Origin of the sequence: Kitasatospora sp. NPDC058218 (assembly GCF_042882445.1) — a bacterium.
Classification (GTDB): Bacteria; Actinomycetota; Actinomycetes; order Streptomycetales; family Streptomycetaceae; genus Kitasatospora.
The window spans coordinates 26580-41195 of sequence record NZ_JBHVWC010000067.1 but is presented as its reverse complement, the minus strand read 5'-3'; the positions used below and the strand labels follow the sequence as shown (position 1 = coordinate 41195).

Genomic DNA, 14616 nt, shown 5'->3' with positions numbered 1-14616 from the left:
CTCCTGGGGTGACGTGGACAAACGGCGAAGTGGCAATTATATACGATGCTCGGAATTTCTATGCAAAGACTTCGCGATGCCTCGGCGTGGCAGGGGTTGCGCGCCCCGGGCTTCGGGGCCGGGGAGGCCGGCGAGCCCGGGCGCTTCAGGGCTCCACTGCCTCGGGACGTGCCGGGACCGGCGACGGTACCGGGCCGGGACCGGGGAGGGCCCCACGGGGTGACCGCGGGGCCCTCCCGGCGTCCTCCTGGCGGGGCCCGCCCCGGAAGGCGGCCGGCCCGGGGAGACCCCCGGCCCAAGAGAGGGGCCGGGGGTCTCCCGGAAGCGACCTGCCTAGAGCCGGGGGTCGACCGGCTCGGACTCCAGCGCGAGGACGGCGAAGACCGGCTCGTGCACCCGCCAGAGCGGCTCACCCGCCGCCAGCCGGTCCAGCGCCTCCAGACCGAGCGCGTACTCGCGCAGCGCCAGCGAGCGCTTGTGCCCGAGGAAGCGCTGCCGCAGCTGGTCCAGGTACTCGGTGTAGTCCGGCCCGTAGATGATCCGCAGGTACTCGCGGCCGCGGACCTTGACCCCGGGCTGGATCAGCCCGCCCGGGCGACCCTCCCCGGCCTTGCCCCGGGCCGGCGACGCCAGCGGCTTGACCACCATGCCCTCACCGCCCGCCCCGGTGAGCTCCTCCCACCAGGCGACGGCCGCGGCGACGGACGCCTCGTCACCGGTGTCCACCAGCAGCCGGCCGGTCCGGTGCAGGACCGGGGCCTGCGGCTCGGCCGCGTGGTCGGCGTCGACCAGGCCGTCGATCCAGGCGAGGTGCTCGTCGTGCGGGCGCACCGCGAGGTTCGCCCCCTCGGCTGCCAGCACCTGGAACGGCGCCAGCCGGATGCCCGACAGGCCCTCGGTCGGCCAGCAGTACCGCCGGTACGCCTCGGTGAACGCCTGAGCGTCGGCGGCGCGCCGCCGCTGGCGGGCCGTCAACGCGGAGAGGTCGAGCCCGCGGTCGGCCGCCCGCTCCAGTGCGGTGAGCACCTGCGGCAGCGCCGCGCGCGCCGCCGCACCGACCGCCGCGTACTGGCGGCGCAGCAGTTCGGTGGCCTTGAGGGACCACGGCATCAGCTCGGCGTCCAGCAGCAGCCAGCCGGTCCGCAGCTCGTCGAAGAGCCCGGAGCGCTCCGCCGCGGCCCGCAACCGGCCCAGGACGGCGGCGGTCAGGCCGTCGTCACCGAGGAACGCCCGACCGGTGCGGGTCCAGATCGCCCCCGGGCCGGCCAGCCCGAACCGCTTCTCCAGCGCCGTGTCGTCCCGGGCCACCAGCACCACCGCGCGGGAGCCCATGTGCTTCTCCTCGCAGATCACCTGGCGGACGCCGTCCTCGCGGTAGGCGAAGAAGGCCTCCTCCGGGTGTTCCAGGTAGCCGGGACGGCGCGAGGTCGCGCTCGGCGCCATGGTCGGTGGCAGATAGGCGAGCAGCCGGGGGTCGATCGCGAACCGGCTCATCACCTCCAGCGCGGCCGCCGCGTTCTCCTCCCGAACGGCGATCCGGCCGTGCAGCGCGGTCTCGACCACCCGACGGCCGGCCACGTCCGCGAGGTCCAGCGGACGGCCCTCGCGCGAGCCCGGCGCGTCCGTGCTCATCGGCCGGACCGGCGCGTACCACTCCTGCTCCGCCTCGACGCTCACCAGCTCGCGCTCCGGGTAGCGCAGCGCGGTCAGGCTGCCGCCGAAGACACAGCCGGTGTCCAGGCAGATGGTGTTGTTGAGGAAGCTCGCCACCGGCACCGGCGTGTGGCCGTAGACCACCAGGGCCTTACCGCGGTACTCCTCCGCCCACGGGTAGCGCACCGGCAGGCCGTACTCGTCGGTCTCACCGGTGGTGTCCCCGTACAGCGCGTGCGAGCGGACCCGGCCGGAGGCCCGGCCGTGGTACTTCTCCGGCAGGCCCGCGTGGCAGACCACCAGGGCGCCGCCGTCCAGCAGGTAGTGGCTGACCAGGCCGCGCATGAACGCCCGGACCTCGGCACGGAACTCCTCCGACTCCCCCGCCAGCTGGTCCAGCGACTCCTGGAGGCCGTGCGAGACGGTGACCTTCTTGCCGTCCATCGCGCGGCCGAGCTTGTTCTCGTGGTTGCCCGGCACGCAGACCGCGTGGCCGGCCGCGACCATGCCCATCACCAGGCGCAGCACACCCGGCGTGTCCGGGCCGCGGTCGACCAGGTCGCCGACGAAGACGGCGGTGCGGCCCTCGGGGTGGACGGCGTCCACCGGGCGGCCGGCGTCGTCCCGCGCGAGGGCGTAGCCGAGACGGGTGAGCAGGGTCTCCAGCTCGGAGCGGCAGCCGTGGATGTCCCCCACGATGTCGAACGGGCCGGTGAGGTGGCGCAGGTCGTTGAAGCGCTTCTCCGGCACGATCTCGGCGGCCTCGACCTCGGCCTCGCCACGCAGGACGTGCACCTTGCGGAAGCCCTCGCGCTCCAGACCCCGCACGGAACGGCGCAGCTCGCGGTGCTGGCGCGGGACCACGTGCGCGGGCAGCTGGCGGTCGGGCCGGGACCGGTTGCGCTCGGCGCAGACGCCCGGCGGGACGTCCAGCACGATCGCGATCGGCAGCACGTCGTGGTCGCGGGCGATCCGGACCAGCTGCTTGCGGGCCTCCGACTGGACGTTGGTCGCATCCACGACGGTCAGCCGGCCGGCGGCCAGGCGCTTGCCGACGATGTAGTGCAGTACGTCGAAGGCCTCGGCGGAGGCGGACTGGTCGTTCTCGTCGTCGGCCACCAGGCCGCGGCAGAAGTCGGAGGAGATCACCTGGGTGGGCAGGAAGTGCTTGCGGGCGAAGCTGGACTTGCCCGCGCCGCTGGTGCCGATCAGGACGACGAGGGAGACGTCGGTCACCGGGAGGCGGCGCGCCTTCACGGGGGCGGAGGCGGGGGCGGGGGCGTTGGCTGGCTCGATGGCGGCCGGCTCGATGGCGGCCGGCTCGGTGGGTGTGGCCCCGGTGGGGCTCGGGGACTGTGCGTCGTCGTCGGTCGTCATCGGGGCTCGCCCCCTTCGGGCGTCGTGCGGACAGGTGCGTCGTCGGTGGCCGGGGGCTCGGTCGTGGGCTCGGGCGTGGTGCCGATGCGGAACAGCGCGAGCTGGGTCGGCGGCCCCACTTCAGGGTCCTCCGGTCCGACCGGACGGATCACGACGGTGTAGCCGTACGTCCGCGCCACCCGCTCGGCCCAGGCGCGGAACTGCTCACGATCCCACTCGAAGCGGTGGTCGGCATGCCGGACGTGGCCGGCCGGCAGGCTCTCCCAACGGACGTTGTACTCGGCGTTCGGCGTGGTCACGACGACCGCCGCCGGACGGGCCGCCCCGAGTACCGCGTACTCCAGGGCCGGCAACCGGGGCAGGTCCAGATGCTCGATCACCTCGCAGAGCACCGCCGCGTCGAAGCCCTTCAGCCGCGCGTCGGTGTACGTCAGCGCGCCCTGGACCAGCTTGACCCGGGCTGCCTGACGCTCCGGCATCCGCTCCAACCGCAGCTTGCGGGCGGCCGCCGACAGCGCCCGGGCGGACACGTCCACGCCGAGCACCTCGGTGATCCGGGCGTCCTTGAGCAGCGCGCCGATCAGCTCGCCCTGCCCGCAGCCGAGGTCGGCCACCCGGGCCGCCCCGACCTCGCGCAGGGCGGCCAGGATCGCCTCCCGGCGCTGTTCGGCGAGCGAGGGCTGCTTCGACGGGGCCCCGTCCTGCGCCGGTCCCTCCCCGGCCGGCTCGGCTCCGGGCCGGTCCGCCGCCCCGGGCTCGGAACGGTCGGTGTCCTCGACCGCGTTATCGATCTCCTCGACCTCGCGGTCGTCGGCCTCGGCGAGCCGGGCCAGCTCCAGGCGCTCGATCGCGGTCCGGGTGAGCGACCAGCGTCGCGCGAGGTACCGACGGGCGATCAGGGCCTGCTCCGGGTGATCGGCCAGCCAGCCCTCGCCGGCGGCGAGCAGCTTGTCGACCTCGTCCGGGGCGACCCAGTAGTGCTTGGCACCGTCGAGCACCGGCAGCAGGACGTAGAGCTGCTGGAGCGCGTCGGCGAGGCGGACGGTGGCGGAGGCCAGCTCGATCCGCACGTAGCGGGACTCGCCCCACTCGGGGAACGACTCGTCCAGCGGGATCGCCACCGCCTCGACCTGCCAGCCCAGCGGCTCGAAGAGCCGGGCCACCATCGCCGGCCCGCCGCCCTCGCCCGCGCCGTTGGCGGGCACGGCGGGCAGCGCGATCCGCAGCGGCCGGGGCCGGTCGGCCAGCCCGGGGCGGGTCTCGCAGACACCCTTCATCGCCGTGCGGAACACCGTCCGCAGGGCCACCGCGAGCAGCGAGGACGCGGCGTAGGGGCGGTCGTTGACGTACTGCGCGAGCGCGAAGTCCGGCGAGCCGCCCCGACCCTTGCCCCGGCCCCTGCGGACCAGCGCGATCGGGTCGATGTCGAGCAGCAGCGCGGCCGTGCAGAGCTCGTCGCCCGCCTCCGGGTAGAAGACGTGGGCCTCGCCGTGCGACGTCCCGAACCGCTGGACCTTGCCGGGGTGCTTGTGCAGCAGGAAACCGAGGTCGGTGGCCGGGCTCTCGGCAGTACCGGTGGTGGAGATCGACATGAACACCAGCCCGAGTATTGCCCAGCACCCGCCCGCCGAGCACCGGGTTTTGCGCGGCCGGGAGCGGCACGGCCCCCTGGCGGACCCCTGCGGTGACCTGCCGCGGCACGCGTCTCCGCCGCCGCCGGCCGCAGCGCCGTCGCGGCCCGGGACGGCCCGCCGCCCCGTCCGCACGGTGAGCGTGTTCGGCACCGGCGGCCCGCATTCGTTAACGTGCACGATGTGACTGCAGAATCCACCTCCCTCGCAAGCGGCGCCGTCGCTGCCGGTCTGGCCACCATCGCCGCCGACGGCACCATCCTCGACACCTGGTACCCCGCCCCCGTGCTGGCCGCCGAGCCCGGCCCGGCCGGCACCGTCCGCCTGACCGCCGAGCAGGCCGAGACCGAGCTGGGCGCCGGGGCCGCCGAGGCGCTGCGCGCCGACGCGCGCCGCGGCGTCGAGGTGGTCGCCGTGCGCACCACGATCGCCTCGCTCGACGAGAAGCCGATCGACGCGCACGACGCCTACCTGCGCCTGCACCTGCTGAGCCACCGTCTGGTGCAGCCGCACGGCCAGAACCTGGACGGCCTGTTCGGGCTGCTCGCCAACGTGGCGTGGACCAGCATCGGCCCGGTGCAGGTGGACAAGGTCGAGCAGGCCCGCCTGGCGGTCCGCGCCCAGGGCGGCCAGCTCGCCGTGTACGGGATCGACAAGTTCCCCCGGATGACCGACTACGTCGCCCCCTCCGGCGTGCGCATCGCGCACGCCGACCGCGTCCGGCTCGGCGCGCACCTGGCCGTCGGCACCACCGTGATGCACGAGGGCTTCGTCAACTTCAACGCCGGCACCCTGGGCACCTCCATGGTGGAGGGCCGGATCAGCGCGGGCGTCGTGGTCGGTGACCACAGCGACATCGGCGGCGGCTCCTCGATCATGGGCACCCTGTCGGGCGGCGGCAAGCAGGTCGTCGCGGTCGGCGAGCGCTGCCTGCTCGGCGCCAACGCCGGCATCGGCATCTCGCTGGGCAACGACTGCGTGGTCGAGGCCGGCCTCTACGTCACCGCCGGCACCCGGGTGACCACCCCGGACGGCAAGGTGGCGAAGGCGGTGGAGCTGTCCGGCCAGGACAACCTGCTCTTCCGCCGCAACTCGCAGACCGGCACGGTCGAGGTCATCGCCCGCTCCGGCTCCTGGGGCGGTCTGAACGCCGAGCTGCACGCGCACAACTGATCGCCTCCTTCGAGGTCTCGGGCCCCGGCGCCGCTTCGGCGGCGCCGGGGCTTTCGGCTGTTCTGGGGGGACTTTCCCGGGTTCGCTTCTGCCCGGCTTCGGGGCCCACCCCCACCCCTCCCACTCCTCGCCTCCCCGAGGCCCTCTCCCCCGCTGCCCGGCACCGTGCCGGGCCGGCGCCGGACAGCCCTGCCACCGGTGGACCCGTGCCGCGCAGCCCCACCCGTCGACCCTGCGCAGACCGCAGTCACCGACTCGCGCGCATCGGTCCGGGCACATCGGTCCGGGCACGTGGAGCCGCATCAGCGGCCGGGCCCTGGGCGGCCAGGCACCGAGAACCGAGAGCCGACGGACCGGCGGACCGGCGGACCGGCGGACCGGCGGACCGGCGGACCGGCGGACCGGCCCAGGTGAACAGGAACCGGTGTACCGGCCCGGGCTCGGCCCCGCACCCGCCTCGGCTCCCCCCGGGGGCCGCACCGGCCGGCGCCTAGCCGAGGCGGCTCCCCGGCGGCAACCCCGGCTCACCCGGGAGGCTTACCGCCGACGGGAGTTGGACCGCATCGGGTGGTGGCCGGTGACCCGTCCGCAGCGGGTTCGTTGGTTGCTGCGGCGGGGCGTCGGACCCGCCGGCGAGGCGCCGCAGCAACCCCGCTTCGCCGGCCGGCCTGTCGCCGACCGCCTGATGCCGCACCACCGATCCGAAGAGGTCCCCTCATGTCCGAACCCTGGTCCGAGGCACCTGCCGCGCCGCAGTCCCCCAGCAACCCCGCACGGTCGGCTGCCGGAGGGCCGGCCTGCACCGCCACCCCGAAGAGTCTGTTGGAACAGATGCAGGAGCTGCTCGCCTCGGTGACCGCGGACCTCGCCGACCTGCGGTCGTCAGGTGCGCGGAGCACCGCCCCGGCCGCCTACCCCACCGGCACGGACACCTCCGGCGCACCGGCCGGGCCCGGCATCCGGTAGTCCGGCCGCAGGGCCTCCCGCCCCGGCCCGCCGTCCCCCGGCGGGCCGAGCCGGACCACCAGTAAGGGCGATCCCGGTTCGGCCGCCGGTACCGGGGGCGGCGGTGGAGCGACCGCACCACCCGCCGCCTCCGCACCGCTCTCGGCCCGTCGGACGGCCTCCCGCAGCCGGCCCACCACGTCCTTGCACTCGGAGCCGGCATCGACCCCGTCGATGCACGTCCAGTAGAGGCTCTCGGTCTCGGCTCCGCAGGCCAGCACCACGAGCGTCTCGCCGACGTCCTGGAGCAGGCCGAGGAGCTCCTCCAGGGCGGGGCCGACGGCCCCGAGCTCGGTCAGCCGCCCGGCGCGCCCACCGATGCCCAGCCCCAGCAGGGCGGACGAGTCACCCGAGGACCGGTCGAGACACCCGGCCGCGTGGGCACCGGCCTCGGCCAGCTGCTGGCCGAGGCCGGCCAGCTCGGGGTCGTCCGGCCCGGCCTCGTCCAGCTCCGCCAGCCGGGCGCCCACCGCCTCGGTGAGCAGCGCAGCCTGCCGCGCCTCCAGCAGCACGTCGGGCACGTTCCTGGCCTCGGCCAGGGCGTGCCGGGTCGTCTTGATCAGTCGCAGCGCCTCCATCGGAGGACCCCTTCCACACGTTCTCACCGTGCTCACCCGGTCGTGCGACGAGTGGGCACCTGGTCACGGCGAAAGCGTGCGCCGACGAAGGGATCGGCGCGGCCACCTCTTCGGAAGCTGTGGACAACCCCGGGGCTGTGGACAACTCTTGTCCCTCGCAGGGGTTGGTCGCCCCTCCCCCGGTTGACACCGCCCGGGCGCCGGGGCCGACGCACGGGCCGACGGCACCCTCCCCCAGGCCCCGGCCGAGGCTCAGGCCCCGGGCCCCGCCCCCGGCCGCGCCCCGCCCCCGGGTGCCGGGAAGCGCAGCTCGTTGCGCTCGATCTTGGCGGCCAGGGCGGTCAGCGGGTCCACGCCCACCGCCGTGCAGAACTGCAGCAGGTACGCGAGGACGTCGGCGACCTCGTCCCGCACCCGGTGCGCAGTGTCCGGTTCGGACATCACCGAGGCGGCCTGCTCGGGGGTGAGCCACTGGAAGATCTCCAGCAGCTCCCCGGCCTCCACGGTCAGCGCCGCGGCCAGGTTCTTGGGCGTGTGGAAGGGCTCCCAGCGGCGCGCCGCGGCGAACTCCGTCAGCCGCTGCCGCAGGCTCTCCAGGGTCGGGTCCGCAGGTTCCGTCTCTCGTTCGCTCACCCGCCCAGGTCTACCGCATCCGGGGCCGCGCCCGCCCGTCGGGCGAACCCCCGACCCCCTAAGCGCCCGACGCCCCCAAACCCGGCCCCGGCCCCGGCCCCGGCCCCGGCCCCGGCCGCGAACCCGAGCCCGCACGCGCACCCGGCCCCAGCGCCGCCCCCTCCCCGCGCGCGGCCTGGGCCGGTACCCGCGCGGTCTCCGTGCGCAGCACGGTGTGTCCGGAGCCCGGGTCGCGCCGGCACTCGACGAGGGCGACCTCCGGCGGCAGCTCGCCGGGCCCGCCCAGCGCCTCCCGCGCCGCGGCCGGCTCCTGGAGGGCGGCCAGTACCCGCAGTTGGTTGCGCCCGGCCATCTCCCGGGCCAGCCGCAGCAGCGAGGCCGCCTGTTCGGTGCCGAGCCCGGCGCCGAGGTCCTCGGCCAGCACGGTGAGCTGCCGGTGCGCCCAGGGCACCTCGGCGGCCACGTCGAGGTCGAGCACCCCGGCGCCGGTGAGCAGGACGGCGGCGAACGCGAGGTGGCGCAGCATGCCGTCGGAGGCCTGGTCCGCGCCGGTACGGCCGAGGACGCCTTCGTCGAAGACGGCGAGGACCCGTTCGTCGGCGCCGGCGCCGCGGTGGGCGAGGTCGAGTCCGAGCAGGGGGTGCGGGGCGGCGGACTGGACGACGCGGAGCAGTTGGCCGTAGCGGCGGCCGCATTCGTTGCTGAGCCGGGCGATCACGGCGGAGATGTTGGCGGCGGTGCTGAGCAGGCGGGCCTGCGGGTCGGGGCGGGCCCAGTCGCGCATCAGCCCGGGCACGGGGTGGACGGGGAAGACCTCGCGCAGCGCGGTGAGCACCTGTTCGGTGGCGGCCAGCACCGTGCGTTCGCCGGCCGAGGATCCGGCGACCCGCAGGGGGATCTGGGCGGTGATCAGGGTGGTGTTGGGGAAGGGGGCGCGGATGTCGCCCTGCCGGGTGTCGTTGTGCCAGCCGACGTTGACGCGGTGCCGGCGGAGGTCCTGCTCGCCGGTTTCGACGAGGGTCCGGCCGTCGAGGGTGAGCTGCTCGCGGGCGATCCGGACCGGGCCGTCGGTGCGGATGACGAGTTCCAGCCGGATCGGCCCCTCGTCGGAGCGGACGGTGCAGCCGAGGATGAGGGCGTCGCGGCCGTGCGGGACGCAGCCTGCGAGGCCGCCGCGGACGGGCGTGGCCAGGGGACCGCCGAGACCGGGCAGGCCGTCGAGGGAGTCGGTGATCTCCTCGCCGAGGGCGAGCCGGGACAGGACCGCGAGGGCGTCGAGGGCGTTGGACTTGCCGACGCCGGCGGGCCCGTGGAGCACGGTGAGGGGCGCGAGCGGCAGGACCGCGCGCCGGTAGGACTTGAACGAGGTGAGCCGGATCTCCTCGACGGTGGGGCGCTGCACGGGCGGCGGGCCGGGGTCCGGGGTCCGCTGATGGGGGTGGGCCGGCACGGCGGGCCGGGTGGCGTCGCGGTTCACCCGTCGGACGTTAGCCGCCGCTCGGGCGGCAGAAACGTGCCTGCCCGCCAGATTCATCCCAATGAGGCGCCGCACACGGCACCGCGCGGGGCGCCGCACGAACCACTGCGGGCCGCGCGAGCCACCGCACGAGGCGCCACCGACCGCCGCCCCCGGAGTCGGTGCTCCCGAGGCCGGCCCCGCCCCACCACCTCGGCCAGGGGCGCCCCGCTCAGCGCCGGTAGGCGGCGACCGTCACGGAGGCGGTGACCTCGACCGGGTCCGGCAGGTCGGCGAGCCGGGCGGCCAGCCGCTCCCGGTCGGTGTGCCAGGCGCTCGGGCCCATGCCGACGACCGTGCGGACGTCGGCGGCGGACAGCCGCAGCCCGAACTCGACCTCCTGTCGCCCCGCCGGGGTCAGGTGGGGGCCGAGCTTCTCGTCGATCCGGCGCTGCTTCTCCTCGTCGACCGAGAGCAGACCGAGCGCGCCGACGAGTTCACGCAGGTGGCGAGGGGTCGGCGAGACCAGCAGCAGGGTGGCGCCGGGTCGCAGCACCCGGCGGATCTCGGGGCCGTTGCGCGGCGCGAAGACATTGAGGACGAGGCCGGCGGCGGCGTCCAGCAGGGGCAGCGGGCGCCAGGCGTCGCACACGACGGCGCCGATCCGGGGGTGGGCCCGGGCGGCGCGGCGCAGCGCGTACTTGGAGATGTCGAGGGCGGCGCCGGGCCGGTCGGGCAGGGCGTCCAGGACGTGGGCGAGGTAGTGGCCGGTGCCGGCGCCGAGGTCGGCGACCAGGCCTTCGGGGGCGACGGCCGCGGCGGCGTCGGCGAGCGCGTCGGCGATCGGGCGGTAGTGGCCGGCGGCGAGGAACTCGCTGCGGGCGGCGACCATGTCGGCGGTGTCACCGGTGCCGGTGTGCGCGTCGCCGGCGAGCAGGCTGACGTAGCCCTGTTTGGCGATGTCGAAGCTGTGCCCGGCGGGGCAGCGCAGGGCGCGCCCGTCGGGGGTGAGGGCCTGCGCGCAGTGCGGGCAGGCCAGGTAGGGCTGGATGTCCTGCAGCAACGTCCGTCTTCTCTCGCCGTCCGGTCGTGCGGTCCGGCCGGAAAGGACAAGCCTAACGACCGGCGGTGTCCCGGTCCGCATCCCGCTGTGCCGGGAGGCGGTGGCCGCCGCCCTGCCGGGCCACGCGCAGGGCGAGCGCGGCGAGGGCTTCGGGGGCGCCGGCCTGGCCGCGGATGCCGGGGAAGGCGTTGATGTCGACGATCACCGGTTCGGCGCGGCCGTCGAGCAGGTCGACGCCGTAGACGTCGAGGCCGAAGACCTCGCCGACCCGGCGGGCCAGCTCGGCGCGGTCGGCGGGCAGTTCCCGGGGGCCGAACGCCCCGCCGTCGGCGGGTTCGGCGGCGGGTTCGGCGAGTTCGGAGCGTCGGCGGGCGCAGAACACCTGGCCGGCGACGACCCAGATCTTCTGGTCCCAGCCGGTGCCCGCCAGGTAGGGCTGGGCCACCACGGGTTCGTCGGGCCACTGGTCGGCGAGGGCGCGCAGCCCGGCGGCGTCGTCGACGCGGGCGACGAGGTCGCCCCGGCGGCTGTGCCGGCTCTTGATCACCAGCGGGTGGTCGGGGTCGGGCAGTTCGGCGATGGTGGCGGCGGTGCGGGTGTCGGCGAACGGCAGGCCGGACCGGTGGGCGAGCTCGGCCATGCCCGTACGGTCCTGGCAGAACGCGGTCGCGGCGGCCGAGTTGACGACGGGGGCGCCGCGCTCCTCCAGGTGGCGGGCGAGCGCGAGGCCCCGCGGGGTGTGGGACTTGAGCAGGTAGACGTCGGCGAGCGGGCCGGGGCCGAGGAGTTCGGCGGGCGGGGCGTCACCGCCGTCGGGGTCGAGGCTCTCGACCCGGTGGTGGGGGGCCAGCAGGGCGGCGGTGGCGGCGAGGACCGGGTGGCCGGGGTCGGAGGTGAGCAGGCAGATCCTCATATCGCGCCGCCCACCGCGCCGTTGACGAGGTCGGTGCGGCCCAGGCCGTCGATCAGCCCCGCGCCGCCCACGCCCACGGCCGCGCCCTGCGCGGGCAGCCGCACCGGCTCCGTCGCCGACGCGGTCGGCTCCTGGACCAGCGCGGGCGCCGGAGCGGAGACCGCGGTGCCGGTGCGGGCCAGCCGCAGCACGGCGCGGGAGACCCGGGCGACCGCGTCCGGCACCTGGCGGAAGCTGGGGAAGTCGTTGATGTCGACGACGACCGGTCCGTCCGGACCGAGCAGTACGTCGACTCCGTAGAGGTCGAGGCCGAAGACCTCGCCGACCTGGGCGGCGATCCGCGCGACGTCGCCGCCGAGCGGCACCTGCCGCTCGCGCACGCCCTGGCCGGGGTGGAGCGGGGAGCAGCGCTCGGTCGCGTAGAGCTCGCCGTCGACGCAGTAGACCTTGAGGTCGGTGCCGGAGTTGGGCACGTAGGGCTGGGCGATCAGCAGGCCCTCACCGGCCAGTTCGGGGCCGAGTGCGACGAGGTGGTCGGGGGTGGGGACGAGCCGCACGGCCCGCCCGGAGCTGCCGTCGGCGGGCTTGACCACCAGGGGGTATTCGGAGGCCGGGATCTCGGCGAGCCGCTCCCAGCGGGCGGCGGCGTAGGTCACCGGGACGGGCAGGCCCCGGGTGCGCGCGATCACCGCGGCGAGCGCCTTGTCCCGGACGCCGCGGATGGAACGGACGTCGTTGACGGTGGTGAGACCGACGGCGGCGGCCGCCTCCAGGAGGGTCAGGCCGGGGCCGCCGGAGACGGTCTTGAGCACCCAGGCGTCATGGCTGCCGGCCCGCACCGCCTCGGAGATCGCCATCAGCGAGTTCCCGGGGCGCAGCACGTCCACCCGGTGTCCCCAGGCGGTGAGTTGGCGCACCACGTCGAGCGGCATGCCGTCGTGCCGGTAGTGCTCCTCGACCAGAAAGCAGAGCCTCATGAGCCTGTCATCCCCCTCGCCTCTCCCCGTGCCGGCGTCCGCCGTCGCATCCGGCGGAGCTGTAAAAGCCCCAGGATGCCACGGGGCTTGCACGCAAGATCGCCCGGCCTGTAAGCATTCGGCAACAATCGGTCCGAAATGCCCGGGCCCCCGGCGCGCGGGACCGTCCGCACACCGACCGTCCGCACACCGGCCTGCCGCAAAGCGCTGGCAGGAACGCGACAGGCCTGCTTGGATGCACGGCGTGACTTCTGTCGATCTTGATCCCGCCAGCCGCGCCCTCCTCGACGAGATCGAGCGCTACTACGACGCGGTACCGCGCAGCTCCGCCCGCGTCGAGGACTTCGGCCCGCTGAGCCTGTTCGTCCGCGAGGGCGAGGGCTGGCCGTTCTACGCCCGCCCGACGCTCGGCCACACCGGCCCGGCCGTCACCGCCGAGGACGTCCTGCGCGTGCTGGCCCGCCAGCGCGAGCTGGGCGCACCGCAGGCCTTCGAGTGGGTGGCCGAGCACGATCCGCTGCTGCGCTCCGCCGTGGAGGGGGCCGGACTCGCGGTGCACGAGCACCCGCTGCTGGTGCTGGGCCCGGACGAGGAGCCCGCCCTGCCGGCGCCCGCACCGGCCGCAGAGGTGTCGGTGCGCGTCCTGACGCCCGGCGACCCGGACCTCGCGAGCGCGACGGCCGTCCCGCACCTGGCATTCGGCGAGCCGGGCACCGGCCTCGGCCTCGCCGGCCCGGACGAACTGACCCTGGCCGCCGAGCAGTTGGCGGCGGACGGAGCGGTCGCGCGGATCGCCGGGCGGATCGCCGCCGGCCGCACCGTGCTCGCCGCGGCCGTCCAGGACGGTACGGCGCTCTGCGCCGGCCAGCACAACCCGGTCGGCACGGTCACCGAGGTGGCCGGCGTCGGCACCCTGCCGTCGGCACGCCGGCGCGGCCTCGGCCTGGCGGTGACGGCGGCGCTGGTCGCGCACGCGCGGGCGAACGGCGTGCGGACGGTCTTCCTCTCCGCCGCCGACGAGGACGTCGCCCGGATCTACCGCCGGGCGGGCTTCCGCCCGTTCGCGACCGCCCTGATCGCCGAGCCCCCCGCAACCGGGGCCACCGCGACCGAGCCGGCCCCGATCGAGCCCGCCACGACGGAGCCCGCCTCGACCGAGCCGGCCGGGGCCTGACCGTCCGCTCCCCCGACACCGGGTGGTGGGCCCGCCGGCACCGACAGGCCCACCACCCGAGGTCCGACGCCCGCCCGACGGGCCCCGGCCCTACTCCTCGCCGTCCTCACCGCCGTCCTCACCGCTGACGTCCTCGCCCTCGGCCTCGTCCACCACCCAGGCGGCCAGCCGCTCGGCGACGCCGGACACGCCGAGCCGCCCCTCGCGGATGGCCCGGGCGAGGCTGCGCACCTCGCGGGCGGTGGTCGCGACCGTGCAGCCGCTGGCCACCAGGTAGGCGTAGGCGACGGCGGTGGCGAACAGTTCGTTGGTCTTCTCCAGGGCCGGCACCCGGATGAGCTGGTGCATCAGGGCGGCGGCGCGGTCCTGCGGTTCGGGATAGACGGCGATGTCGAAGATCTCGGCCTGATGGCGGGCGACCGCCGCGAGCAGCGATCCGTAGTCGGTGACCTGCGGATCACCGGGTGTGTACTGCTCGGCTGTCATGAGCAGCCACGAGAGGTCGACCTCCAGGTTCAACGGCGCACGTCCTGAAGGTCGCCGCGCTCGCCGAACTCGGCGAGGAAGGCCGTCTCGTACTCCTTCATGAACTGCGCGGCGGCGTCGACGAACGCCCGCCCGGCCTCGCCCATGTCCTGCTGGACCAGGCGCTCGATGTACTGGTTCATGCTGATCCCCTGCTGTTCCGCCCGCTCCCGGGCCATCTCCGCGGTGGTGGCGTCCACCCGGACGTTCAGCTGTTTCTTACCCATGAAATTCAAGCTAGCGCTGAAGTGCTAGCACAACAAGGGCGCACGCGAGCCCGCCGCACGCCCCGGCGGCACACCGGCAGCACCCGGCGGCGCCCCGGGAGCGATAGGCGGCGGGACCGGTGGACGCCGGTGCCGGCGGGCCACGGGAAACGCCACCCGGGCGCCACGGGGGCGGGACTTGAAGAGTTCTTCATCTTCGTAGACTCTGAACTGCCCCGAGCATTCCCTGGA

Annotated in this window: 13 protein-coding genes; 3 read left to right on the top strand and 10 right to left on the bottom strand. The window is 75.3% G+C overall.

Going from position 1 to position 14616, the window contains the following annotated elements:
• Window positions 1–333: 333 nt before the first annotated feature.
• Both ACFVYI_RS34145 and ACFVYI_RS34140 read right to left on the bottom strand, forming a co-directional pair.
• Window positions 334–3030: a polynucleotide kinase-phosphatase gene (locus tag ACFVYI_RS34145; RefSeq protein WP_387892760.1), complete on the bottom strand. Its 2697-nt coding sequence runs from the start codon at window positions 3028–3030 to the stop codon at window positions 334–336.
• Window positions 3027–4628: a 3' terminal RNA ribose 2'-O-methyltransferase Hen1 gene (locus ACFVYI_RS34140; RefSeq protein WP_387892759.1), complete on the bottom strand. Its 1602-nt coding sequence runs from the start codon at window positions 4626–4628 to the stop codon at window positions 3027–3029. The genes ACFVYI_RS34145 and ACFVYI_RS34140 overlap by 4 nt, the downstream gene beginning before the upstream one ends.
• Before the next feature lie 216 nt (window positions 4629–4844).
• Here ACFVYI_RS34140 and dapD point away from each other — a divergent pair, with 216 nt between their 5' ends.
• Both dapD and ACFVYI_RS34130 read left to right on the top strand, forming a co-directional pair.
• On the top strand, window positions 4845–5834 hold the full coding sequence (gene dapD, locus ACFVYI_RS34135; protein WP_387892757.1) for a 2,3,4,5-tetrahydropyridine-2,6-dicarboxylate N-succinyltransferase: 990 nt from the start codon (window positions 4845–4847) through the stop codon (window positions 5832–5834).
• A gap of 717 nt (window positions 5835–6551) precedes the next feature.
• Window positions 6552–6800 carry a hypothetical protein gene (locus ACFVYI_RS34130; protein ID WP_387892755.1) on the top strand — a complete coding sequence of 83 codons (249 nt, stop codon included), beginning with the start codon at window positions 6552–6554 and terminating at the stop codon, window positions 6798–6800.
• On the opposite strand, the gene ACFVYI_RS34125 is transcribed toward ACFVYI_RS34130, so the two are convergent.
• The 6 genes from ACFVYI_RS34125 to ACFVYI_RS34100 all read right to left on the bottom strand — a co-directional run bounded on the left by ACFVYI_RS34125 (window position 6746) and on the right by ACFVYI_RS34100 (window position 12459).
• Window positions 6746–7417 carry a DUF6099 family protein gene (locus ACFVYI_RS34125; RefSeq protein ID WP_387892753.1) on the bottom strand — a complete coding sequence of 224 codons (672 nt, stop codon included), beginning with the start codon at window positions 7415–7417 and terminating at the stop codon, window positions 6746–6748. The two genes, ACFVYI_RS34130 and ACFVYI_RS34125, sit on opposite strands and share 55 nt — an antisense overlap.
• Before the next feature lie 252 nt (window positions 7418–7669).
• Window positions 7670–8050 carry a nucleotide pyrophosphohydrolase gene (locus ACFVYI_RS34120; protein WP_387892752.1) on the bottom strand — a complete coding sequence of 127 codons (381 nt, stop codon included), beginning with the start codon at window positions 8048–8050 and terminating at the stop codon, window positions 7670–7672.
• A 58-nt stretch (window positions 8051–8108) separates the two neighbouring features.
• Window positions 8109–9527 carry an AAA family ATPase gene (locus ACFVYI_RS34115; protein WP_387892750.1) on the bottom strand — a complete coding sequence of 473 codons (1419 nt, stop codon included), beginning with the start codon at window positions 9525–9527 and terminating at the stop codon, window positions 8109–8111.
• Between the two features lie 211 nt (window positions 9528–9738).
• Window positions 9739–10569 (bottom strand): putative RNA methyltransferase, encoded by an 831-nt coding sequence (locus ACFVYI_RS34110; RefSeq protein WP_387892749.1) that lies wholly within the window; start codon window positions 10567–10569, stop codon window positions 9739–9741.
• A 52-nt stretch (window positions 10570–10621) separates the two neighbouring features.
• Window positions 10622–11482, bottom strand: a complete 861-nt coding sequence (locus ACFVYI_RS34105; RefSeq protein WP_387892747.1) for a RimK family alpha-L-glutamate ligase — start codon at window positions 11480–11482, stop codon at window positions 10622–10624.
• Window positions 11479–12459 (bottom strand): RimK family alpha-L-glutamate ligase, encoded by a 981-nt coding sequence (locus ACFVYI_RS34100; RefSeq protein ID WP_387892745.1) that lies wholly within the window; start codon window positions 12457–12459, stop codon window positions 11479–11481. The genes ACFVYI_RS34105 and ACFVYI_RS34100 overlap by 4 nt, the downstream gene beginning before the upstream one ends.
• Before the next feature lie 235 nt (window positions 12460–12694).
• Here ACFVYI_RS34100 and ACFVYI_RS34095 point away from each other — a divergent pair, with 235 nt between their 5' ends.
• The gene (locus ACFVYI_RS34095; protein ID WP_387892743.1) at window positions 12695–13633 is read left to right on the top strand and encodes a GNAT family N-acetyltransferase; all 939 of its coding nucleotides are present in this window, start codon (window positions 12695–12697) and stop codon (window positions 13631–13633) included.
• Between the two features lie 90 nt (window positions 13634–13723).
• On the opposite strand, the gene ACFVYI_RS34090 is transcribed toward ACFVYI_RS34095, so the two are convergent.
• A complete protein-coding gene (locus ACFVYI_RS34090) occupies window positions 13724–14152 on the bottom strand; it encodes a fic family toxin-antitoxin system, toxin component (protein WP_387892741.1) in 429 nt (142 codons plus the stop codon).
• Window positions 14149–14385 (bottom strand): toxin-antitoxin system HicB family antitoxin, encoded by a 237-nt coding sequence (locus ACFVYI_RS34085; protein ID WP_360641271.1) that lies wholly within the window; start codon window positions 14383–14385, stop codon window positions 14149–14151. Before ACFVYI_RS34085 ends, ACFVYI_RS34090 begins: the two co-directional genes overlap by 4 nt.
• Window positions 14386–14616 lie beyond the last annotated feature (231 nt).

Coding starts and splice junctions, on each gene's coding strand:
- ACFVYI_RS34125 (WP_387892753.1), bottom strand. CDS start 7,417: ATGGAGGCGCTGCGACTGATCAAGACGACCCGGCACGCCCTGGCCGAG.
- ACFVYI_RS34145 (WP_387892760.1), bottom strand. CDS start 3,030: ATGACGACCGACGACGACGCACAGTCCCCGAGCCCCACCGGGGCCACA.
- ACFVYI_RS34085 (WP_360641271.1), bottom strand. CDS start 14,385: ATGGGTAAGAAACAGCTGAACGTCCGGGTGGACGCCACCACCGCGGAG.
- ACFVYI_RS34100 (WP_387892745.1), bottom strand. CDS start 12,459: ATGAGGCTCTGCTTTCTGGTCGAGGAGCACTACCGGCACGACGGCATG.
- ACFVYI_RS34105 (WP_387892747.1), bottom strand. CDS start 11,482: ATGAGGATCTGCCTGCTCACCTCCGACCCCGGCCACCCGGTCCTCGCC.
- ACFVYI_RS34095 (WP_387892743.1), top strand. CDS start 12,695: ATGCACGGCGTGACTTCTGTCGATCTTGATCCCGCCAGCCGCGCCCTC.
- ACFVYI_RS34130 (WP_387892755.1), top strand. CDS start 6,552: ATGTCCGAACCCTGGTCCGAGGCACCTGCCGCGCCGCAGTCCCCCAGC.